The organism is Cryobacterium sp. (assembly GCF_026786305.1).
Lineage (GTDB): Bacteria > Actinomycetota > Actinomycetes > Actinomycetales > Microbacteriaceae > Cryobacterium.
Genome location: NZ_JAJAYI010000070.1, coordinates 104,672 through 126,165, shown reverse-complemented (window position 1 = coordinate 126,165; position 21,494 = coordinate 104,672). Strand labels below are relative to the sequence as shown.

General features: G+C 64.2%; 16 protein-coding genes and 1 pseudogene. 8 read left to right on the top strand and 9 right to left on the bottom strand.

Annotation, left to right across the window (positions count from 1 at the left end):
• Nucleotides 1-11: 11 nt before the first annotated feature.
• Nucleotides 12-2,501, bottom strand: a complete 2,490-nt coding sequence (locus LH475_RS08865; protein ID WP_196844600.1) for a glycosyltransferase — start codon at nucleotides 2,499-2,501, stop codon at nucleotides 12-14.
• 133 nt (nucleotides 2,502-2,634) lie between these two features.
• Between LH475_RS08865 and LH475_RS08860 the strand changes: the two genes are divergently transcribed.
• Entirely contained in the window at nucleotides 2,635-4,620 is a 1,986-nt protein-coding gene (locus LH475_RS08860; RefSeq protein WP_297413500.1) for a CDP-glycerol glycerophosphotransferase family protein, read from the top strand.
• An 8-nt stretch (nucleotides 4,621-4,628) separates the two neighbouring features.
• On the opposite strand, the gene LH475_RS08855 is transcribed toward LH475_RS08860, so the two are convergent.
• Genes LH475_RS08855 through LH475_RS08845 form a run of 3 tightly spaced genes read right to left on the bottom strand, consistent with a single transcriptional unit; the run spans nucleotide 4,629 to nucleotide 9,559 of the window.
• Entirely contained in the window at nucleotides 4,629-5,828 is a 1,200-nt protein-coding gene (locus tag LH475_RS08855; RefSeq protein WP_196844602.1) for an acyltransferase, read from the bottom strand.
• A complete protein-coding gene (locus tag LH475_RS08850; protein ID WP_196844603.1) occupies nucleotides 5,825-9,040 on the bottom strand; it encodes an efflux RND transporter permease subunit in 3,216 nt (1,071 codons plus the stop codon). Before LH475_RS08850 ends, LH475_RS08855 begins: the two co-directional genes overlap by 4 nt.
• A gap of 39 nt (nucleotides 9,041-9,079) precedes the next feature.
• Complete coding sequence (locus LH475_RS08845) at nucleotides 9,080-9,559, bottom strand: aminotransferase class I/II-fold pyridoxal phosphate-dependent enzyme (RefSeq protein ID WP_297413497.1); 480 nt, start codon at nucleotides 9,557-9,559, stop codon at nucleotides 9,080-9,082.
• Between the two features lie 92 nt (nucleotides 9,560-9,651).
• Here LH475_RS08845 and LH475_RS08840 point away from each other — a divergent pair, with 92 nt between their 5' ends.
• Entirely contained in the window at nucleotides 9,652-10,299 is a 648-nt protein-coding gene (locus LH475_RS08840; RefSeq protein ID WP_196844605.1) for a hypothetical protein, read from the top strand.
• Between the two features lie 102 nt (nucleotides 10,300-10,401).
• On the opposite strand, the gene LH475_RS08835 is transcribed toward LH475_RS08840, so the two are convergent.
• Nucleotides 10,402-11,568 (bottom strand): M20/M25/M40 family metallo-hydrolase, encoded by a 1,167-nt coding sequence (locus LH475_RS08835; protein WP_196844606.1) that lies wholly within the window; start codon nucleotides 11,566-11,568, stop codon nucleotides 10,402-10,404.
• Between the two features lie 106 nt (nucleotides 11,569-11,674).
• Here LH475_RS08835 and LH475_RS08830 point away from each other — a divergent pair, with 106 nt between their 5' ends.
• The 5 genes from LH475_RS08830 to LH475_RS08810 all read left to right on the top strand — a co-directional run bounded on the left by LH475_RS08830 (nucleotide 11,675) and on the right by LH475_RS08810 (nucleotide 16,937).
• Entirely contained in the window at nucleotides 11,675-12,469 is a 795-nt protein-coding gene (locus tag LH475_RS08830; protein WP_196844607.1) for a CPBP family intramembrane glutamic endopeptidase, read from the top strand.
• An 86-nt stretch (nucleotides 12,470-12,555) separates the two neighbouring features.
• Complete coding sequence (locus LH475_RS08825) at nucleotides 12,556-13,449, top strand: DUF4097 family beta strand repeat-containing protein (RefSeq protein WP_297413494.1); 894 nt, start codon at nucleotides 12,556-12,558, stop codon at nucleotides 13,447-13,449.
• Complete coding sequence (locus LH475_RS08820) at nucleotides 13,446-14,180, top strand: PadR family transcriptional regulator (RefSeq protein ID WP_297413492.1); 735 nt, start codon at nucleotides 13,446-13,448, stop codon at nucleotides 14,178-14,180. Before LH475_RS08825 ends, LH475_RS08820 begins: the two co-directional genes overlap by 4 nt.
• Nucleotides 14,181-14,265: 85 nt before the next feature.
• A complete protein-coding gene (locus tag LH475_RS08815) occupies nucleotides 14,266-16,401 on the top strand; it encodes an APC family permease (protein WP_196844609.1) in 2,136 nt (711 codons plus the stop codon).
• A gap of 248 nt (nucleotides 16,402-16,649) precedes the next feature.
• On the top strand, nucleotides 16,650-16,937 hold the full coding sequence (locus LH475_RS08810) for a DUF3073 domain-containing protein (protein WP_196844610.1): 288 nt from the start codon (nucleotides 16,650-16,652) through the stop codon (nucleotides 16,935-16,937).
• Between the two features lie 126 nt (nucleotides 16,938-17,063).
• On the opposite strand, the pseudogene LH475_RS08805 reads toward LH475_RS08810, so the two are convergent.
• The 4 genes and pseudogenes from LH475_RS08805 to LH475_RS08790 all read right to left on the bottom strand — a co-directional run.
• A pseudogene (locus LH475_RS08805) lies at nucleotides 17,064-17,281 on the bottom strand (alpha-amylase family glycosyl hydrolase); the annotation flags it as partial.
• A gap of 118 nt (nucleotides 17,282-17,399) precedes the next feature.
• Complete coding sequence (gene purM / locus LH475_RS08800) at nucleotides 17,400-18,521, bottom strand: phosphoribosylformylglycinamidine cyclo-ligase (protein WP_196844611.1); 1,122 nt, start codon at nucleotides 18,519-18,521, stop codon at nucleotides 17,400-17,402.
• On the bottom strand, nucleotides 18,518-20,107 hold the full coding sequence (gene purF, locus LH475_RS08795) for an amidophosphoribosyltransferase (protein ID WP_196844612.1): 1,590 nt from the start codon (nucleotides 20,105-20,107) through the stop codon (nucleotides 18,518-18,520). The genes purM and purF overlap by 4 nt, the downstream gene beginning before the upstream one ends.
• A gap of 12 nt (nucleotides 20,108-20,119) precedes the next feature.
• Nucleotides 20,120-20,530 (bottom strand): hypothetical protein, encoded by a 411-nt coding sequence (locus LH475_RS08790; RefSeq protein WP_196844613.1) that lies wholly within the window; start codon nucleotides 20,528-20,530, stop codon nucleotides 20,120-20,122.
• A gap of 38 nt (nucleotides 20,531-20,568) precedes the next feature.
• On the opposite strand from LH475_RS08790, the gene LH475_RS08785 reads away from it, so the two are divergent.
• Complete coding sequence (locus LH475_RS08785) at nucleotides 20,569-21,486, top strand: ribokinase (RefSeq protein WP_196844614.1); 918 nt, start codon at nucleotides 20,569-20,571, stop codon at nucleotides 21,484-21,486.
• Nucleotides 21,487-21,494: the final 8 nt, after the last annotated feature.

Sequence of the window (21,494 nt, the reverse complement as noted above, 5' to 3'; positions counted from 1 at the left end):
AGGCCCGCTGGTTACGTCTCCGCGCCGATGGCCCGGTAGAACTGATCGACGGCCAGCCGGGTATATGCGCCGTGGTCGAACGCGCCGGAACGAACCTGCCCGCTCAGAAACGTTCTCAGCCCTGCGGCCAGTCCGGCGTCAGTTTGAGGCACGACCAGCCCGAAACCGATCGGGAGAGCATTCTGCACAGACTCGAAGTCAACCGTGACGATCGGCAGGCCGAGCACCAGCGCTTCGAGAATGACCATGGGCTGGCCCTCATAGTCGCTCGAGAGAACGAAGCAGTCCGACGCGGCAAGGATGGCGTAGGGGTTCTGCTGCACGCCCGTGAGGGTGACCGCCCCCTCCAACCCCAGCTTCTTGATCAGGGCCTCGAGCGCGCCACGAAGAACACCCTCACCAACGAGAACGAGCCGAGTGGCGGGCGTCTGCGCGTGCACGAGACCGAACGCACGGATAAGGCGTGCCTGATTCTTCTCCGGAGAGAGCCGCCCGACCGAAACGAAGGTTGTTATATCGTCATCGGCGAGAATGTCGTCCACCCAGGCGGGAGTTATCCCCGTCAGCGTATCTCGAGCCGTTTCCCGCAAGTCCTGCGCGCCCGCGACCAGGACGTGTGTTGCATTTGCCGTGTTGGGCGCGAATGTGAATTTCGCCGGCTCGGCATAGTGGGCAAGTTTGCGACTATTGATCTGCGACAGACTCTGTGAAACCGACACGAGATGGTCGTATTGCTCGTACAGTGTGAAGTTTTGGGTGAGACTTCGCAGCATTCTTTTTCTACCCCGCACCGTACGGTGCGCGTCGGAAGCCAAGTCGTTGTGCAGCCAGATCGATCGGATCGCCTCGGGAGAATGAAGCAGTAGCGCCGACCAGAACGGTCCATATCCGCTGAAGTCGATCACGTAGTCAAAGCGACTGTCCCCGAAACAACGCGCCCACTCGTCATCCCACAGTCTTTTCTGCGTCGCTTGGCCTTGATGCTGACTAATTCGACCGAAATAATAGTGGAGGCGCCGGGCCAGCTGATCACGGGCGGAGCCGTTCATCCCGCCCACTCGCGCAAACTGGCGGACTGCGGGATGGATCGCGTTTTGGTTGGCGATTGCGGCCGGTACTGCGCTCTGGGCGAAAAATGCGGAAACGTCGAACCGGGTGTGGTCGATGTTATTCAGTAAGTTCAAAGCGGATGTCGTTATGCCGTTTGGCTGCATCCCGCCCAGGTAGACCAGAATGGACCGATGAGCCGAGGAAGCTACGCTGCGAACGTGGTGCGCCCCCACGTTGCCACGAAAGACGATGTCCACAATGCGGGCACTCGCGCCACCATCATTCCGGCCGCAGAATTCGAGCTGGGCGGCGCGGTACCGGGCGGCTGATTCAGCCGGCAGACCACCGGTCAGCAAGGTTCTTGCGAGCTCAATCGTCAGCTCTTCCATCGTGCGGCAGACTGGGCCTGGCCAGTTTTCGGGCGCGAAATACAGACCCCTCGTACCCTCATATTCATCCAGGTCCGGAGCAAAGAACACGATCGGTCGCCCTGTGCACAGAAAATCAAAGAAGATACTCGAATAATCCGTGATCAGAACGCCGGCGAGTCCGAGGACGACATTGGTGGGCATATCGTTCGGCACCAGCAAACGCGTCAGATCCGGCCTGGAAGCGGCACGGGCATGAACGATTTGGTGCGTTTTTAGGAGGACCACGTACTTGCTGGTGTCGATCCTCGCTGTTATTCGGGCGACGTGGTCGAGCAGTTGGTCGATGTCGTCGTTCGGCCGGGCGAAAGACGCGCCCTTCCACGTCGGAGCGTAGAGCACGATTGTGCGATCGCCCAGGGGGATGCCCGCGTCGGTCAAGCGTGCGCGGCCCGCAAAGACGCCAGCACCGTCGAGAGCCTGCCGGTCGATGCGCGGGTACCCTTCCTCAATGATCAGACCTGTGAAAATGCCACTGAGTTTGTATCCTTTTTCATACATCTGCTCGGCCATGAACGGATTGGCAGCGAGCAGGTAGTCGGCGGCAACGAAGTTGCGTACGATATTGGCCGTTCCGCGCGCACCGCCGTCTATGTCATAGCCCATGCGTTTCAAGGGTGTGCCATGCCAAGTATTGAGGTATGTCTGGCCAGGCCGCTTGCTGAACTGAGGCGGAAAAGTCGAGTTATTAACAAGAAATTCGCTCGTCGCCAGAGCGCGATGGTACGACGGTGAGCCGTGGCGAACAAACGTCACGTTGGGCGCGCCAGAAAACTCCGCGACGGTCCGTCCATACTGTTTCAGGTCTGACAAAACCCAAATATGGTTGAGCTGCCCCATATCGGGCGTTGCCAAGAGCTGGCGAAAGATGGCTTCCGGGTTGCAGAGCACGCCATTACCGGAGAACGACTCATAGAGAACAGTTCCCTGTCGGATCGGCTCACCGCGCCAATGAGCGTGGAGTTGGGATTGGGCAAAACGTTTTGCTCGCGACGCGAGGCGCATAACACGGGTGAGGTTCATGGCCCGCCGCATCTCCTCTCCTCTTTTTTTCGCGCCCACCGTGATCACTCACCAACGCCGCGCGAAGCCGTCAGTTTAGTTCGCTTCTCCGGTGCACTTTCACGGGAGTGCAAGCGCTGGATAGCATAAAGGAATGCGCATTGTGCCACGTACCGCTTCCATTCGTGCAAACCGTGCCGTCGACAGAATCCGTCGGGCCGCAGTGGCCGAGGTGTACGCATTCTGGCGCCGGCGCCCTGTCGACCCGAATCTGGTGCTCTACGAGTCGTTTGCGGGAAATGGAATGCTGTGCAATCCGGAGGCGATTTTTCGAGGCTTGCGCGCGGCACCCGACTTCACGCATCTCAAGCACGTGTGGGTGCTCGCGAACAATCACGATAACCTATCGGTCACTCGTGAATTTGCCGGTGATTCTTCTGTTCGATTTGTTCGCCCTCAGTCCCTGGCCTACTACCGAGCACTCGCCACCAGCGGGTACCTCATCAATAACGCCACGTTTCCCGCGCAATTCAGCAAGCGTATCGAGCAGGTCTATCTCAACACGTGGCATGGAACACCGCTCAAGCGCATGGGGTACGACATCGGAGATCGTGCGGCACGGGTGGGCAATGTGGTCCGAAACTTTCTATTGGCGGACTACCTCCTCGCCGCGAATCGGTTCATGACCGAACAAATGTATGAAACCGGCCATCGACTTCACAACATTTACCGGGGCCACATCATCGAGGAGGGTTATCCCCGAATCGACCGTCAGTTTGTTGACTCCAGCGGCGTCGCCGCCATAACCGAGCGACTCGAAGCGACCGGCCTGCCCATCGGCGGGCGAAAGATCATCCTGTACGCGCCGACGTGGAAGGGGGAGTCTTTCGCCCGCCCCAGTGATGATGCGGCCGAGCTGTTGCGTCGGGTGACCGAACTGGAAGCGCTTATCGACACGAAGCGCTACGTGGTCCTCCTGAAGATTCACCAGGTGGTCTACAAATTCGCCGCTGAGCGAACCGAATTCAGCGGGCGACTGGTGCCCAACGAAATACCGACGAACGCCGTTCTGGCTGCAACAGAAATTCTCGTCACCGATTATTCCAGTACGTTTTTCGATTTTTTGTCGACCGGGCGACCCATTGCGTTCCTTACTCCGGACATCGACGACTATGCCGGATACCGTGGTTTGTACACCGAGTCCGACAACTGGCCGGGGCCAGTGGTGCGCACGGTCAGCGAACTGGCCGTGGAATTGAACATAATCGCGCGCTCGGGGCCGCGACCTGCTAGTGCTCAGAAGTATCGCGTTATGGCGCAGAAGTATGCGGGGCACGAAGACGGCCACGCAACGGAGCGCGTTATCGACATCGTTTTTCGGGGTCAGCGCGACGGTTACGAGGTGAGACACGTGGCCACGGACGACAGGACATCCATTCTCATCAACGTCGGCAGCTTGCGACCCGGCCACATAACGACCGCGGCACTGAACTTGCTGAACGCCATCGACCACGGCCGATACGACGTTTCAGTGGTATTTCCGAACAGTCGCGTGCGCGGCGTCTTGGAAAAACAAGCGGAAATTCACCCTGCAGTCCGCCAGTTCGTGCGCGTGGGCGGGATGAACGGCGCCAAAATTGCCCATCTCAGGCGTCGGTACCAGTGGCACAGCGCTGACCTGAGCGCACACTCGAGATCCCCGCGGCAGAAATCCCTGTGGGATGAGGAATGGACTCGGTGTTTTGGAAGCAGTGTTTTCGATTACGCCGTTGACTTCAGCGGGCGGGATCCGCTCTGGGCAACCCTGATGCTGCATGCGCCGTCAGCCCGACGATCGATCTGGTTGCATGATGGTGTATCTGTCGAGGTGCCAGAGACCGACGGCGAGAACCACCGGCAATCACAGCACACACGGGGCATTTTGTCGCTCTATCGTGAATACGATAATCTCGTGTCCACCTCACCGGAGCTCGAAGAAATCAATGCTGAAAGACTCGCTCAGTATGCTCCTCGAGAGAAATTTGTTTCAACGTTCGATCGTGAAGATGTGCCACCGTCGCCCCCCGATGCACTGAACCACCGCGCTGCTGCGTTTGACCGGTTTCAGCGTGCCATCGGGGCGCTGCCCCGGAGTGCGTAGCCGACTCGTCATCTGGATACCCGGGCCCGGAACTTCGCCGTAGCCCGGGCTGTGATCTGCGAGGTGTATCGGGCCAGGCGGTGGGATGGTCGTTCGATGACCCGATAAAATCCCCAGGCCGCGACCAGTGCAACGGGAACGGTGAGCACTGCCACCAGCCACCATTTATGGTCGCCGAGCACGAAGGTCAGGGTGGCCAGAATGGGGATGTGAATGAGGTAGAGGCTGAAAGATATCCGTCCAAGCCATTGACCGGGGCGGGAGTCCAGCGCGCGGCGCAGAAACGGTACCCCGATAGCAGCCCACACGAGGCCCGCCGCACCGAGCACTGGCATCAGGCGTAAGACGCTGTCTGAGAGCGTGCCAAAGGAAGCAAGCGAGCCGGCCCACCACCGGGCGACCAAAAGCAGGAGCACGCCGACGACCAAGATGATTCCCCAGAGGGTCGCACGCGGGCGCTTGAGGCGTTGCCGAGTCCACTCGTTGATGGAATCCAATCGCACGGCCAAAAGCGTGCCGATGAAAAAAACCGGGAGATATTTTAGAGCGTCGATGTGGGCCAGCGTCCCCAGCAGAATAAGAATAAACGCGACAGCGCCTGCTAGTAGCCAGCGACGTCGAACCACCTGGGCCACCGCCACGAACAATGGCAGCAGCACGGAAAAAATGAGCTCCCACCTCAAGGACCAGAGCACATTGTTGATGTCATACGAGACGGCGGTGAGACTCATTTGGCCCCACAGCGTCGAAGGCGTCACGGCCGTGGCGTTCGACTGGCTCATCCAGGAGCCGGCGGTGACAACCGACTGGTCTCGGGGAAGAAGCCAAATCAGCGCGGTTCCTATCGCCAGAGAAGCCCAAACCGGCAGATAGATGCGCACCATCCGACCCGTGAGAAACCCCGTCCAGGAAAACCCAGGCTTGCGCAACGCGGGAAGGGCGACGACGAGTCCGCTCAGCACAAAGAAGACCAGTACCGCTTCTGATCCCGCGGTCACGAGTTTCAGGGGAGTCTCGGACACCACCCAATACACGCTTCCCGGTGCGGATCCGCCAGCACTGACCAGCGTCGGCTTTGCGACGAGATAGATATGGTGCAACATCACCACGAGTGCCGCAACTCCCCGCAGACCATCGAGGGATGTCAGGCGGTTCGTCGGTATGGGCGTCGTCGACGCGGGTAGCGCGGCAGCGGTCTGTAAAGTCACCCGATTGAGGGTAGTAGCTCTTGCTGACCGTTCGCTTGCCGGTGCTCCAGAGCACGGCGGATATTCCGACGCTCGCGGGTGCCCTCGACCAACAGATAGAGCACCGGAAGCACGATCAGCGTCAGCACCGTCGATGACACGAGCCCTCCGATGACCACGAGGGCGAGCGGCTGGGAGATGAATCCGCCGTGGCCAGTGAGGCCGATCGCCATCGGCAGCAGGGCGAAGATCGTGGCGAGCGCCGTCATCAGAATGGGTCGCAACCGGCGGCTCGCACCGGCGATGAGTGCGTCGGGTACCGAGAGACCGCGCCGCCGGTACTGATTGACCAGGTCGACGAGCACGATCGCGTTGGTCACCACGATTCCAATCAGCATGAGCACGCCGATGAGCGACGGCACCCCGAGCGGAATGCCGGTCGCGACCTGCAGCGCGATCGCCCCGGTCGCCGCGAACGGCACCGACACGAGCAGCAGCAGCGGCTGCAACAACGATTGGAACGTCGCCACCATCACGATGTACACGATGAGGACGGCCACGAGCATGGCGACCCCGAGTTGCTGAAAAGCCTCGGCCTGGTCGGCACTCACCCCGCCGAGTGTCGCGGTTGCCCCGGTCGGCAGCTTCGTGTCGACGAGTATCTGGCTCAGCTGCGCGTTCGCCGTGCCCAGATCGTCGCTCGCGGGCGTCGCCGAGACGGTCGCCGTGCGCAGTCCCTTCGCCGTGGTGAGGGTGCTTGGGCCGTCGACCTGTTCGACGGTCGCGAGGGTGTCGAGGGCCACCGATCCGGTGCGCGTGGCAATCTGCACAGCCGCGAGATCAGCAGACGTCGTCGGCGGAGACTGCGCTGTGAGATACACGGTCAGGTTGGTCTCGTCGATCGCGATCGACCCGATCACGCTCGGCTGCATGGCCTGCGACACGAGGGTTCCGAGGGCGAATTCGCTGAGACCGGCGGCGGCCGCCGCCCTTCGATTGACCGTGACGGCCAGGTACGGCAGCGAGGAGGCGAGGGTGCTCGCACTCTCCTTGATGGCCCTGAGTTTCTGGACCGCGCTGAGAATGGACGTCGTCGCGGTCTGCAGGTCGGCATCCGTTGCCGCCGTGATATCGACGGCAATGTCGGAGGATGCCCCGAACCCGCTCGCCGCAGCCACCGAGATCTCGCCAACATTGCCCAGGCCGGCCAGAGCGCGGCGCGCGCGGTCTTGCACCGCATCGGCGTCGGCACCGTCGGCGGTCGTGATCGAATAGGTCACGGCGCTCGAAGCGGGCGCCCCGCCACGAAACGCGCTCCCAGCGCTACCGCCGCCAATCGACAACTGCACAATGTCGATGCCGTCCAGGGCACGCAGCGCTGTCTCCACCGAAGCTGATGCCGCATCCTGCGCAGCCAGGCTGCTGCCCACCGGCAGCGTTTGCGTCACCCGGAACGTGTTCTGCCCGGTCGACCCGAGAAAGTTAACCTTCATGAACGGCACGAGCGCGGCCGTTCCGCTGAGCACGAGCACGGCGAGCAGCAACGTCGCGACGGCGTGCTTGAGCGTGAATCGAATGACCGGCAGATAGCCCTTCTGCAGCCGCCCGGGGTTCTCGCCGGCCTCGGCGGCCGCCGACAGACCCGTCGCAGCGGGCACGCTCGCCGATTCGGTGGCCGTGTCATTCGGGGTAGCAGGATCGGCAGCAAGATCGAGCGTAGCCACGGCCTTCGGCGCCCGCAGAAACCAATACGCGAGCACGGGCACGATCGTGAGCGACACGAGCAGCGACGCCAGCAGGGCGATCGTCACGGTGAGCGCGAACGGCCGAAACAGTTCGCCGGTCGCCCCACCCACGAAGGAGATCGGCAGGAACACGGTCACCGTCGTGACGGTCGAGGCCGTGATGGCTCCGGCCACTTCACGCACGGCGAAGACGATCGTGGCGGCGCGGTCGGCGCCGGCGACGAGGTGCCGTTTGATGTTCTCGATGACCACGATCGAGTCGTCAACGACCCGGCCGATGGCGATCGTGAGCGCTCCGAGGGTGAGGATATTGAGCGAATATCCCACGCTCTGCAGGCCGATGAAGGTAATGAGCACCGAGGTGGGGATCGAAATCGCCGTGACCAGCGTGGCCCGCACCGAGAGCAGAAACAGCAGAATCACGATCACCGCGAAGCCGAGGCCGAGCAGGCCCTCCTGGGTGAGCGCGTCGATCGACTGCTGGATGAACGGCGCCTGATCGAACACGACCGTGAACGTGGCGGGCGCGACGGCCGCCTCAAGCTGCGGCAGAATCGTGCGCACGGCCTTCGACACATCGACCGTATTCGCGGCCGGCACCTTGGTGACGGCGATCGTGAGGGCAGGTTCGCCGTTCACCCGGGAAATGCTCGTGACCGGGTTCTCAACGAGGGCGACAGTGGCGACGTCGCCGATGGTTGTGGGGGTGGCATCCGCTGTAATGCCCGCTGTGGCGATGAAGCCGGTCGAGCTCGCCACAAGCGGCAGTGCGGCGATGTCGTCGACCGAGCCGAGTTTACTGCCGGCCTGCACCGACAGGGTCGTGTCGCCCTCGGTGATGGCGCCGGCCGGAATCAGCGCGCCGTTCTGCTGCAGTGCATCCCGCAGGCTTTGCGTGCTCAGTCCGCGCGCGGCGAGCTCGTCGGCATTGGGGGTGATCGTGACCCGGCGGCCGATGTCGCCGACCAGGGCGGCGTCGCGCACGCCGGCCACGTCGCGGAGGTCGCCGAGCACGCTGCGTTTAAGCTGGTCGGCGAGCGCCACGGTATCGCTCGACGAGACCGCGAGCGAGATCACCGGAAAGTCGTCGATGCTGCCGCTGATCACCTGCGGGTCGAGACCGGCCGGCAGAACGTTCGTGATGCGGTTGATGGCCTGGTCGATGCGGGATTCGGCCTTGACCAGGTCGGTGCCGTAGGTGAAGGTGGCGCTCACGAGGGACGAGTTCGTGTTGCTTGTCGTCGACGTCGTTTCGAGCCCGGCGAGGCCCTGAATGGCGGTTTCGATCGGGGTCGACACGTCGTCGTTGACGACCTGCGGCGAAGCGCCCGGATAGCTCGTCGACACGAGCAGCTGCGGCAGCTGCAGTGACGGAATCAGCTCTTGCTTGAGGCTGGTCAGGGCCAGGCTGCCGAACACGGCCGCGACAATCGTGATGAGGGCGATGAGCGCCCGATTCTTCATGCTCAGAACCGCGAGAAAATGCACCCGCTCAGTATGTCAGTGCCCGGGTTGTTCCGTGGGCGACTAGACCACGTCGGCGAGTTGCGAGCTCAGCGGGCTGCCGAGATTCACCCCGGCGGTTACGCCGCCGTGCACGTGCGGCACCTGCCAGCTCGAAAAAAGCATCGGCGAGGCGCTCACGAGGTCGGAGCAGCCAACCCGGAGACCGCCCCACACGGCCTTGCCGACCGATCCGACCGTGACAACCGTGTCCGCGCTGCCACCAGCCGATGCGACACAGGGCAGAAACGTGCCTTTCCGGTCGATGTTGGGTTCAGCGATTGTCTCGTCGACAATCAGAACCGTGCCCTGCCTGGCTGCGGCCGCGACCACGCGTTCGCGCTGATCGATGGGCATGGTCCGGCCGGTCGGGTTATGAAAGTCGGGCATGAGGTAACCGAGCTGCGGGTTGCTCCGCTCCAGAATTTGCAGCAGCGCCGTTTCGTCCCAGCCCTTTTCGCCGTCGGTGTCGTCGGGGACGAAACCCGACCCGCCGAGGTGCACGCCCGGGCTCTGAGCTACAGCTCCGCCATAAATCCGCTCCAGGCATAGTGGCTACTTGATAACAGAGAGGTTATAGAATTGGATGGGTTTTTATGACCCGACGCCTCGTCCAGCTCTTTATTGGCCTCTTCCTCTACGGACTGGGCATCGCGTTGATCGTGCGTGGTGGCATCGGGGTCGCGCCGTGGGACGTCCTGACCCAGGGCATCGACAAGCACACCGGGCTTGGTTTCGGTCTGGTGACGGTCATGACGAGTGCGATCGTGCTGTTGTTCTGGATTCCGATTCGGCAAAAGCTCGGTGTCGGCACGATCTTCAACGCCGTATTGGTCGGGCCGGCTGCGGATGTCGGTCTGCACCTGATTCCGGCGGATCTCGACCTGTGGCTGCGCATTATTCTGTTCGCGCTCGGTCTCTTCACGCTTGCCTGCGCGACCGGCCTGTACATTGGTGCGCACTTCGGGCCCGGCCCGCGCGACGGTCTGATGACCGGGCTGCACAAGCGCACCGGCTGGAATATCTGGGTGGTGCGCACCCTGCTCGAGGCCACCGTGCTCGGCATCGGCTGGGCGCTCGGCGGCAATGTCGGCATCGGAACCGTGCTCTTTGCCGTATTGATCGGCCCCCTCTGCAACTGGACACTGCCCCTCTTCGCGATCCGCCGCCCCGGCCTGATCGCCCGCGCCGACGTCTCCCCCGAGATCGACGTGGAGGCAGCTCCCCTCGCGGAACGCAGGTAAGGGCGGGGTTAGAGGTTGCGCCGGGCGAACTCACCCACATCGACCCCGACAACACCCATCTGGTCACCGACTCGTGGCACGAGGGTCGGGGCTGCGAACGGATCAGCCGGCCGTAGCCCCGCAGAACTCGGTGATGGTGCCCTCCAGGATGTCGGCGAGCGCGCGCACCGAGGCGGCGTCGACCCACTCGGTGTCGGCGTGCAGGCCCTCACCGTCGGCGCCGAACACGACGCACGGGATGCCGGCCTCGTGAATGAGTCCGGCATCGGTCCAGAACGGTTCGCCGCGGGTGGCCGCCGGGTGGCCGAGCACCCGTTCGGCGTGGCCGGACAGCGCACGCACGATCGGCCAGTGCGGCTCGGCCGCAAAGGCCGCGCGCGCCACCAGCCGAGTCAGCGTGAACTGAAATTGTGGCGCGGTGCGCGCCAGTTCACTGAACAGCGCGCGCAGCTCGGTCTCGACGCTCTCGGGCGACTGGCCGGGCAGCATCCGTCGTTCCAAAGTGAGCACACAGCGGGCTGCGACCGTGGCCGCATCATCACCACCGGCAATCTGCGACACCCGCACGGCGCCGTGACCGAGCGTGACATGTGCCGGGGCGGCGTTCAACTGCTGACGCAGGCCGTCGAGGGCGCAGAGGGCGAGGCCGGCATGCCAGATGGCGTCGACGCCGAGCTCGGGCTGCGAGCCGTGCGCGGCGAGGCCGGTCAGCTCGAGCTCGAACCAGGCGAATCCGCGGTGTGCGGTGGTGAGTTCGAGGCTGCTCGGCTCGATAACGAGGGCGGCGTCGGCACGAAAACTACGCAGCACCTCTTCGGTTCCGATGCTGCCGAATTCTTCGTCCGCGACGAGCGTCACGATCACATCGCCGGGAAGCCCGGCAGCGGACGCCCGCGCGGCCGCCACGAGAATGGCCGCGAGCCCGCTCTTGGTGTCGAGGGCCCCGCGCCCGTGCACCCGGCCCCCTGTGAGATCACCGCTGAACGGATCGCCCGCGTAGGTCGCGATGCCGACCGTATCGAGGTGGGCGTTGAGCATGAGCGAGCGACCACCGCCGGTGCCGCGCTTCAGGCCGACGACGGACGGTCGCCCGGGAGTCTGCTCCAGCACGGTGACGTCGAAGCCCTGCTTGAGCAGCCAGTCACCGCACCACGCGGCGATCTCGGCTTCACCGGCGGCGTCGGGCACGAGATCGGGGTTGACGGAGTCGATGCGCACGAGCTGCTGCAGGATCGCGACGGGGTCGCTCTCGGCGGGTAGACGGGTCATCCTTCGAACCTAGCGCCTCGCACGAGAAGGGCTAAACCACTACTTCGGGGCACAGCGGCCGGGTGCGGGCTCCCCGAATTGGGAGGCGCTCCCGGTAGGGTGCAGCATGCGTTCCACTTCCCGATTGGGGCTGATTCCAGCTGCGCTGGTGAGCGCATCCGCGGTTCTACTCTTTGCGCTGCGCCTGCCGCTGCCCGGTTACGCCGTTCTGGCAGCAGCCCTGACGCTCGCGTTCGTGATCAACCGCGCACTGTTTCGCGATCTGTTGCTCATTGCGGTCGGACTCGCGATTATCAGCTCGATCTCGGTCGAAGCGAACATCAGCTACCCCAACATCGCCCTCATGGGCACGGTGCTGAGCCTCTCGGTGCTCGTGCCATACCTGCTCTCGCGCTACTACTTCATGGACCACGCGATTCGCTTTCCGATTCGCACCGGGCAGCGCTGGACCACGCTCGAACGCGCCTACCTCCCGATCGTAGTACTGCTCGGGTACCTGATTCTGCCGAGCTATTTCATCGGAAGCGGCGCGTACCGGAACTGGCCGGCGGTGACCGCGCCCGATGAGATTGCCCGGCTGTTCGTGGGTGTGGGCTTCGTGGGCATCTGGGACGAACTGTTCTTCATCTGCATCGCGTTCGCCCTGCTGCGCCGGCACTTTGCCGACTGGCAGGCCAATATTCTGCAGGCCGTGATCTTCTCGTCGTTCCTCTGGGAACTCGGCTACCAAAGTTGGGGGCCCCTGCTGACCGTACCGTTCGCGCTTCTCCAGGGCTACACCTTTGCCCGCACCCGGTCGCTGACCTATGTGGTCTGCGTGCACCTGCTCTTCGATGTGGTCGTGTTTCTCGTGCTCGTGCACGCCCACAATCGCGACTGGCTGGCCATCTTTTTGTATTGACCCTCGTGAACCCCTCAGGAACGCGCTATAAAGTGTCATTCAGTACACGCGATATAACGCGAGATTCAAGCTGAAAGGACAACGCAGTGTCACTGGAAAAATGGCTGGTCGCCCCTGGGCAGACCAAGATTATCGATGTCGAACTGGTGCGCAAGCTGAAGGTCGGCCTCATCAGCGGCACGGTCGACATCATCGGCCGTGACGAGCCCGGCGCCCGCATCGAAGTGCACGGCGTCACCGGCAAAGACCTCAAGATCTCGATGGACGGCGACCGCCTCGAAATCGACCACCCACAACTGCGCTGGGACAACTTCATCGAGGTATTCGCCTCGTTCCGCGGCACCGCACGCGCCGATGTGAGCATCTCGGTTCCCCGCGACGTCGCGCTGCGCTTCGGGGTCGTCTCGGCCGATGCCCTCGTCTCGGGCCTGCGCAACGACGCCAGACTCAGCACCGTCTCCGGCGATCTCGTCATCGACGATGTCGAGGGCGACCTCGAACTCAACGCGGTGAACGGCGAAATCTCGGTGCGTAACCACGCGGGAGCGCTGGTCGTGCACACCGTATCGGGCGATATCACGGCGAGCGGCAGTATCAATCAATTCACGCTCGACGGGGTCTCCAGCAACGTATTTCTCGACCTGACCAGCACGCCCGACCAGATTGTGACGAATTCGGTCAGCGGCAACCTCACCGTGCGGCTCGAGCCGGGCGTCGCCGCGCGCTACCACCTCAACACCATCTCCGGCACGATCCAGCTCGACGATCAGACGGTGCGCACCGCGTTCGGTAAGGGCTACGAGGGCTCCACCGGTGCCCTCGACGGCAGCTGGGTCGACGTCCGCTCCAACTCGGTGTCGGGCGATATCTCGGTCGTGCGCCGCGAGACTGCCAGCCCAGCGTCGACCAGCACGGCGTCGACCAGCACGGCGGATGGCGCAGCGGCGGCCTCCGCGGACGCCCCGCAGGAGCAGGCATGAGTGCCATGTTCGCGCACGGTAGCCTGCGCCTCTACCTGCTGAGCCTGCTCGCCGAGCGGCCCCGGCACGGCTACGAGCTGATCCAGGCGCTCAGCGACCGCTTCGGCGGCACCTACAGCCCGAGCGCCGGCACGATCTACCCGCGGCTGGCCAAGCTGGAGGAGGACGGGCTCGTCACGAAGTCGACCGACGGCCGCAAGACCGTGTACGAGATCACCGCTGCGGGCCGTGCCGAACTGCTCGCCCGCGACGGCGAACTCGGCGCGATCGAAGACGAGGTGACCGACTCGGTGCGGCGCCTCGCCGACCAGGTGCGCAGCGGCGTCAACTCCGCCATGAAGACCCTGCGGGCCGACCTCGCCTCGGCCGCCCGCCAGGCCCGCGATGCCGCTTCGGCAGACTCGCGCGGCTACGACGGTACCGCCGATTCGTGGGACCCCACGGGCTCGTCGACCTGGAACCGTGGCCACCCGACGCCGACCGCAACCGAGGAAAAGTCCACCGAGACCTCGAATGCTGACACCACGACGGGCGACGGCACAGCCCCACGCCATGACTCCACGCGGTCCCTGCGCGAGGCCGACATGGTGCTGAACGAGTTCCGACAGCAGCTGCGCGCCGATCTGCGCACGCAGGCCTATCGGTCGGTCGTGCCGCCTGACACCGTCCCGTCGCTCCGTCGGCAGCTCGCCGACGTGCGCGCGAGCATCCTCGCCACCCTCCACCAGTAGGAGCCTGCGGCGGCCCCGCAACGATGTCAGAAAACGCCCAATAAATGAGGTCGATTTGACACGGGTCGCCGTGGGTGTAGTGTCGATGCTCGTGACAACCGAGGCGAACGCCCCAGTACCGGAAAGCCGTTCACCAAAGCGGTGGATCATTGGCGATCCGCTCCCAACCGAGCACTTAGAGGGCCAGCTACTTCCCAAGCACCTCGCCCTCCCGATTTTTGCGAGCGACCCGCTATCGAGCGTGGCGTACGCGCCCCAGGAACTCCTCATGATCCTGACCCTCGGCGGGCTCGCATTCCTCAGCTTCGCACCGTGGGTCGCCGCCGTCGTGGTCGTGCTGCTCCTCGTCGTGGTCGCGTCGTATCGCCAGCTGATCAAGGCCTATCCCTCGGGGGGCGGCGACTACGAAGTCGCCCACAAGAACCTCGGCGAGAAGGCCGGCCTCGTCGTCGCATCCGCTCTCCTGGTCGACTACGTCATGACCGTGGTGGTCTCGGTGGCCAGCGGCGTGGACAACATCATCTCGGCACTACCTGGCCTGGCTCCGTTCCGGGTCGAACTCGCCGTGGTTTTCATCATTCTGCTCGCCGCGGTCAACCTGCGCGGCGTTCGCGAGTCAAGCAACGCGTTCGCCCTTCCGACGTACCTGTTTATCGGCAGTGTGCTGCTGATGATCATGGTAGGACTCGGTCGGGCCCTGCTGGGGGATGCCCCCATTGCGGAATCGGCCGGGTACGACGTACAGGGCGAGAACCTGGCTCAGGCCGCGTTCATCTTGCTTCTCCTGCGCTCCTTCGCGAGCGGATGCAGCGCGCTCACCGGGGTCGAAGCCATCGCCAACGGGGTTCCCGCGTTCAAACACCCCAAGGTCAAGAATGCGCAGCGCACCCTCACTCTCATGGGCGCCATCGCCATCGTGTTGTTCGTCGGGTTGACCGCGCTCGCGCTCATCTCCAAGGTGCACTACGCCGAGAATCCCTGCGACTTGATCGGCTGGGCTGAGTGCGCCACCGAGCCCCAGCGCAGTCTCATCGCGCAGGTGGCCGCGGCGACCTTCGGCGACTTCTCGGTCATGTTCTTCGTGCTGCAGGCCGCGACCGCGGCCGTGCTGCTGCTCGCCGCCAACACCGCCTTCAACGGCTTCCCGCTCTTGGGCTCCGTTCTCGCCCGGGACTCCTACGCACCCAAGTCGCTCAGCACGCGCGGCGATCGGCTCATCTACTCCAACGGTGTCGTTCTGCTGGCCCTGGCCGCGGTGGCGATCATGGTCGTCTACCAGGCCAACCTCACCGTTCTGATCCAGCTGTATATCATCGGTGTTTTCGTGTCGTTCACCCTCGGGCAAACCGGAATGGTGCGGCACTGGCTGAAACTACTCAAGAAGAACCCGCCCAATCGCAGTTCGATTATCTTCAGCTTGTCCATCAACGGATTCGGCGCGCTGCTGACCGGAGTCGTGCTCATCGTCGTCACCGTCACCAAGTTCACCCACGGCGCCTGGCTCGTCTTCGTGATGATGCCGATTCTGTTCTTTCTCATGATGGGGGTCAACCGGTACTACCGCGACGTTGCGAAGGAGATCGAGGTCGACCCGATTACGACGTTCGGCTCGCAGGGCGACCACGCAATCGTGCTCGTCGGCAAGATGCAGAAGCCGGTGCTCAAGGCGCTCGACTATGCCATTGCCGCGCGGCATGTCAGCCTTGAGGCGGTGCACATCTCGATCGACAACGCCGAGACCAAAGAGCTCAAACGCGCCTGGGTCAGGCAGAACATCCAGGTGCCATTACGAATCGTCGCCTCGCCGTACCGCGATATCAGCTGGCCGTTGATCAGCTACATTCGCGGTCGCCGTGAGGACCACGGCTCCGAGGTCATCACCGTGTACACACCGATCTACATCGTCGGCCACTGGTGGGAGGGGCTGTTGCACAACCACAAGGCCCGCCGGCTGCGTCAGAAGCTCATGCTCGTGCACGGCGTCACGATTGCCCTCGTGCCGTGGCTGCTCGACTCCTCGGAGCTCATCTACGGTCGGCGGTCCCGCCCTATTCCCGGTCAGGACCGCCGCGGCGAGCCGGTGCGGTCGCGCCCGGTGTCGCGCCGGCCACTCGCGCCCCCCCCGGGAGCGCTCGACACCGGGACGAAGTCGACCACGATCGTCGGAACCGTCCCCGCGCAGTCCAGGCCCGCGGCATCCCGTCGCCGCAAGCGCAAGTAGCGGCTTCGCCCTTCCGCAGCGCAGATAGAAGGCGACGGACGGACCAGCCTGGCCGGCTCCGATAATGACGTTGGGCACGCTGAGATTGCCCGTCATGCCACCCCGTTTCTACGGATTAGCCGTGCGAACGGCGTCCGCGGGGCGCTAGGCCCACCATGCTAAACTAAAGTTTAGTTTTTACACATTCCGTTCGGCAAATCCCGAGGGTCTCGCGACCTGCTCGGCCTGGCATCGTAAGGGGGTCACGCATGGGGCGCGGCCGTCAAAAAGCAAAGCACACCAAGGTAGCTCGGGAGCTGAAGTATTTCAGCCCGGATACCAACTACAACGCGCTCGAACGTGAGCTGACCGGGCATCCGTCCGACCCGCGCCTTGACGAAGACCTCGCCAAGTGGCCCGAGTACGAAGCGGACAAGGCCAAGCAGGGCGCCGACGCTGACGCCACGGATTCCGCTGACGGTGACGATGACCCCGACGGCGACGACGACCGCTACGTAGACCACTACGCCACCGAAGACGAGAAGAAACGCGCCTAGGCAGAGCTGTCGCTGAGATTGGTCACAGTGACCCAACCGTTCGGGCGTTGGAAGGTGAGCAGATCCGTTCTGCCGGCCTCCATCCACTCGAGTCCGCCGCTTCGACCGACAGCTGCCCGAACCAGGCCGGCTGCGGAAGAATGCCGGATCCTGCCGGTCGGCAGCGGGGATCGAGGCGACCTGCGGTAACCCCAGTTCGTCACCCTGATACAGGTAGGCAGAGCCCGGCAGAGCCGACTCCAGCAGGGTCGCTGCCCGCGGCCACCCAGCGCCGGCAGTAAGTACCGGGTCGCCAGGCGCACAAGGTCGTGGTTGGAGAGCACCCACGTCGGTGATGAGCCGGTCTGCTCGGTGGCGACGTAGGTGGCAACTGACCCGCGGGGACTGCTGCCGGCCGGGTTTGACCGGCCGTACCGGGCCCGTTGAGCGCATCGGCAAACGGGCGCCCGCACGCAGTGTGCTTCAGCTCGCGTAGGCCCCGACGAGGCGCACGGCACCGCCATTGACACCCTTTGCACCCTGCTCGAACCCGGTCAGGTCGTGCGCGGCGCGTGAGACGCGGCCGGCGGCCCAGGCCGGTATAGCGCTTCGCGCCAGCCTCGCAATGACCGACGAAACGGATGCCGCATCGACGACCGCGAACATGCCCACTCCGAGGTTCCACGTTCCCTCCGCGCTTTCCAGCGTGGAACCAGCCATGTCACCGAGAATGCGAAACACGGGCGCGGGCGACCAGGTGGAGCGGTCCACCTCCACCCACGAGCCGACCGGCAGCACGCGGGCGAGGTTCGCGGCGATTCCGCCACCGGTCACGTGGCTGAGTGAGTGGATGGCGCCGGCCAGCTCAGGGTCGCCGAGTACGTCGAGGAGAGGGCCGGTATACAGCCGGGTCGGCTCGAGCAGAACTTCGCCGACCATACCGCCAAGTTCGGCTGACATGGCGGTGTAACCGATGCCGCGCTGGGCCAGAATATGGCGCACGAGCGAGTACCCGTTGGAGTGCAGGCCGCTGGAGGCCATGGCGATGACGACGTCGCCGGAAATGACCTTGTCGGCGCCGAGCACCTGGTCGGCTTCCACCACACCGGTGGCCGCGCCGGCGACGTCATAGTCGTCGGGGCCGAGCAGGCCAGGATGTTCGGCGGTCTCGCCGCCGACCAGGGCCGTTCCGGTCTCGGAGCAGGCGCGGGCGATTCCGGCCACGATCGACGCGATGCGCTCGGGCACCACCTTGCCGCAGGCGATGTAGTCCGTCATGAACAGCGGGCGGGCGCCGACGACGACGATGTCATCGACGACCATGCCCACCAGGTCTTGCCCGATGGTGTCGTGCTTGTCAATCGCCTGGGCGATGGCAACCTTGGTACCGACGCCGTCGGTCGACGTGGCCAGCAGCGGCTGGCGAAACTTGGTGAGGAACGACACATCGAAAAGCCCGGCGAAACCCCCAACACCGCCCCAGACCTCGGGGCCGTGCGTCTTCGAGACAGCAGACTTCATGAGCTCGACCGCGAGGTCACCGGCCCGGGTATCGACACCGGCTGCTGCATACGATGCCTGAGAAGTTGTGGGGGTGTTGCTCATTCTGGTCTTCCCGGGTCACCGAACGGTACCTGGCCCAGGCGGGCAAGGGCTTCTTCTTTGCGCGTTGCGGGTGCCAACACTGCTTCCAGGTCGGAATCCGGGCCGGGGTCGCATCCGTTTGATGCCGCCGGACGCTCGAGCAGGTTCTTGCCGAGGTGCTGCGACTCGGGCAGCGCAATCGGGTACACGCCGGTGAAACAGGCGGTGCAGAGACGTTCGCGCGGCTGCTCGGTGGCTTCGATCATGCCGTCTTCCGAGAGGTAGCCGAGGCTGTCGGCGCCGATCGACTGGCGCACCTCGTCGATCTCCAGGCCGGTCGCGACGAGTTCGGCACGGCTGGCGAAGTCGATGCCGTAGAAACACGGCCAGGTGATCGGCGGGCTGGAGATGCGCACGTGCACTTCGGCTGCACCGGCCTCCCGCAACATGCTCACGAGGGCGCGCTGCGTGTTGCCGCGCACGATCGAGTCATCGACCACGATCAGGCGCTTGCCCTTGATGACGTTTTTGAGCGGGTTCAATTTTAAGCGGATGCCGCGCTGCCGGATGGTCTGCGACGGCGCAATGAAGGTACGGCCGACATAGGAGTTCTTGACGAGGCCCTGGCCAAATGGAATGCCCGATGCCTGCGCGTAGCCGATGGCAGCTGGCGTACCGGATTCCGGGGTGGGGATGACGAGGTCGGCCTCGACCGGGTGCTCGGCGGCGAGCCGGCGCCCCATCTCGACCCGAGCCTCGTGCACACCGCGGCCGGCGATCGTGGTGTCGGGGCGGGCAAGGTAGACGTACTCGAAGACGCAGCCCTTGGGGTCGGCCTTCGCGAAACGCTGCGTGCGCAGCCCGTTTTCGTCGATCGTGATCAGTTCGCCGGGTTCAACCTCGCGCACGAAGCTCGCGCCGACGATATCGAGCGCGGCGGTCTCGGAGGCCACAACCCACCCGCGTTCCAGGCGACCGAGCACGAGTGGCCGTACGCCCTGCGGGTCGCGGGCCGCATAGAGGGTGGTTTCGTCCATGAAGACCAGGCAGTAGGCGCCGCGCAGGCGCGGCAGCACCTCGAGCGCGGTGGCTTCGAGGGTGTGGTCGAGGTCGCCGGTGAGCAGCGCGGTGACCACGGCGGTATCGGTCGTGTTGCCGCGGGCGAGTTCACCGTCAACCTGCGGATAGCGTTCGTGCACGAGCCGCAGCAACTCGGCCGTGTTGGTGAGGTTACCGTTGTGGCCGAGGGCCACCGTTCCGCTCGCGGTTCGCCCGAGGGTTGGCTGGGCGTTTTGCCAGCTCGATGATCCGGTGGTGGAATATCGGGTGTGCCCGACGGCAATATGCCCGAGCAGGGTGCTCAGCGAGGCCTCATTGAAGACCTGCGAGACAAGTCCCATGTCTTTGTAGATGAGAATCTTGCTGCCGTCACTCGTGGCGATTCCGGCCGATTCCTGGCCGCGGTGTTGCAGGGCATAGAGGCCGAAGTAGCTGAGTTTGGCTACCTCTTCGCCGGGAGCCCAGACGCCGAAGACGCCACAGGCATCCTGTGGACCCTTCTCGCCTTGGAGAATATCGTGATTTAACAGTCCGTCGCCACCGGGCAAGCCGCAGCCTCTTTACTTCTCGTTGAACGTTTGAAAATCGTCGTTGGGGGTGCCGGAGCCAGGCTCAGCGGCGCGTGGTTCGTTCGCGCCCAGTCTATCGGCGACGACCGTCGTGTGCGATCGGCCGATGATCCGGTCGATGACGAGGGCCACGACCGCGCCGAGACCGGCACCGACAGTGACGCCGCCGAGCAGGAGGAAACCGAAAATCTGCGCGCGGTCATACTCGTCGTTCTCCGGAAAGGCGAGCGTGAAGATGAAGGCCAGCAGCACTCCCAGAATCGCTCCGAGCAGCATGAAGTTGCGGTAACGCGGGGCCCGATGCACGGTGACGGTCGCCTCCGCCAGCACGGTCTCACTGGCGGTCTCGTTGTCGGCGATACTCTCGGTTGACGGGTCCTGGGGCTGCTCGATAGAACTCACCCCTCTATTGTTCCATGGGCAGATGCGAGACTGACCCTATGAAGACGATTGCGGTACTCGGAAGCGCCAACATGGACCTCGTCGTGCGGCAGGCGCGGCTACCCCTCCCCGGCGAGACGATGTTTGGGGCTAGTTTCACTACCGTTCCGGGTGGCAAAGGATTGAATCAGGCGGTCGCCGCTGCGCGAATGGGAGCGTCCGTGAATTTTCTGGGAGCGGTGGGAGCGGATGCCTACGGGACCCAACTACGCGAGCTGCTGGCGACCGAGGGCATCCGTTCTCCCGCACTGGCCACCGCGGATGCCCCCACCGGCACCGCCCACATCTCCGTTGTGGACAGTGGCGAGAATTCGATCGTCGTCGTGTCGGGCGCCAACGCCACCGTCACCACGCTGAGCGCCGCGCAGCGTCTGGCCGTTACCGATTCGGCGTTTCTGGTGATGCAGTGCGAGCTGCCGATCTCCGTGTTGGTCGAGGGAATCGCCGCGGCCCGCGCCGCCGGCGTGTTCACCGTGCTGACCCCGGCGCCGGTTGTGCCGCTGCCGAAGGGTTTTCTCGCCTCGGTGGACCTCATCGTGCCCAACCAGGGTGAGGCGGCCGAACTCACCGGGGAGAGCGACCCGGTGCGCGCCGCCGAGGTACTCAGCGCCGGCGGCACCTGGGCTATTGTCACGCTGGGTTCGCAAGGGTCGGTCGTGGCCTTCGACGGCAAAGTTATCGGGCTTGCGCCCGCCCGACCGGTGAGCGCGGTTGATACCACCGCGGCCGGTGATACTTTCGTTGGGGCACTCGTGGCACGACTGGCGGTGGATTGTGTGCGCGGCACCGCCGTGACCCCCGACAACATGATCGAAGCAGTGCGCTACGCCACGGCCGCGTCGTCGGTGGCGGTGACTCGGGCCGGGGCAACGTCGTCGATGCCCACCCGCGACGAGGTCGAGGCGATTCTCGCCTAACGTCTACT

Excerpts from the sequence above, each read along its gene's own strand:
- LH475_RS08810 (WP_196844610.1), top strand. The coding sequence starts at position 16,650 with ATGGGGCGCGGCCGTCAAAAAGCAAAGCACACCAAGGTAGCTCGGGAG.
- LH475_RS08785 (WP_196844614.1), top strand. The coding sequence starts at position 20,569 with ATGAAGACGATTGCGGTACTCGGAAGCGCCAACATGGACCTCGTCGTG.
- LH475_RS08860 (WP_297413500.1), top strand. The coding sequence starts at position 2,635 with ATGCGCATTGTGCCACGTACCGCTTCCATTCGTGCAAACCGTGCCGTC.
- LH475_RS08835 (WP_196844606.1), bottom strand. The coding sequence starts at position 11,568 with ATGACCCGTCTACCCGCCGAGAGCGACCCCGTCGCGATCCTGCAGCAG.
- LH475_RS08865 (WP_196844600.1), bottom strand. The coding sequence starts at position 2,501 with ATGAACCTCACCCGTGTTATGCGCCTCGCGTCGCGAGCAAAACGTTTT.
- purM (WP_196844611.1), bottom strand. The coding sequence starts at position 18,521 with ATGAGCAACACCCCCACAACTTCTCAGGCATCGTATGCAGCAGCCGGT.
- LH475_RS08840 (WP_196844605.1), top strand. The coding sequence starts at position 9,652 with ATGACCCGACGCCTCGTCCAGCTCTTTATTGGCCTCTTCCTCTACGGA.
- LH475_RS08820 (WP_297413492.1), top strand. The coding sequence starts at position 13,446 with ATGAGTGCCATGTTCGCGCACGGTAGCCTGCGCCTCTACCTGCTGAGC.
- LH475_RS08815 (WP_196844609.1), top strand. The coding sequence starts at position 14,266 with ATGCTCGTGACAACCGAGGCGAACGCCCCAGTACCGGAAAGCCGTTCA.
- LH475_RS08830 (WP_196844607.1), top strand. The coding sequence starts at position 11,675 with ATGCGTTCCACTTCCCGATTGGGGCTGATTCCAGCTGCGCTGGTGAGC.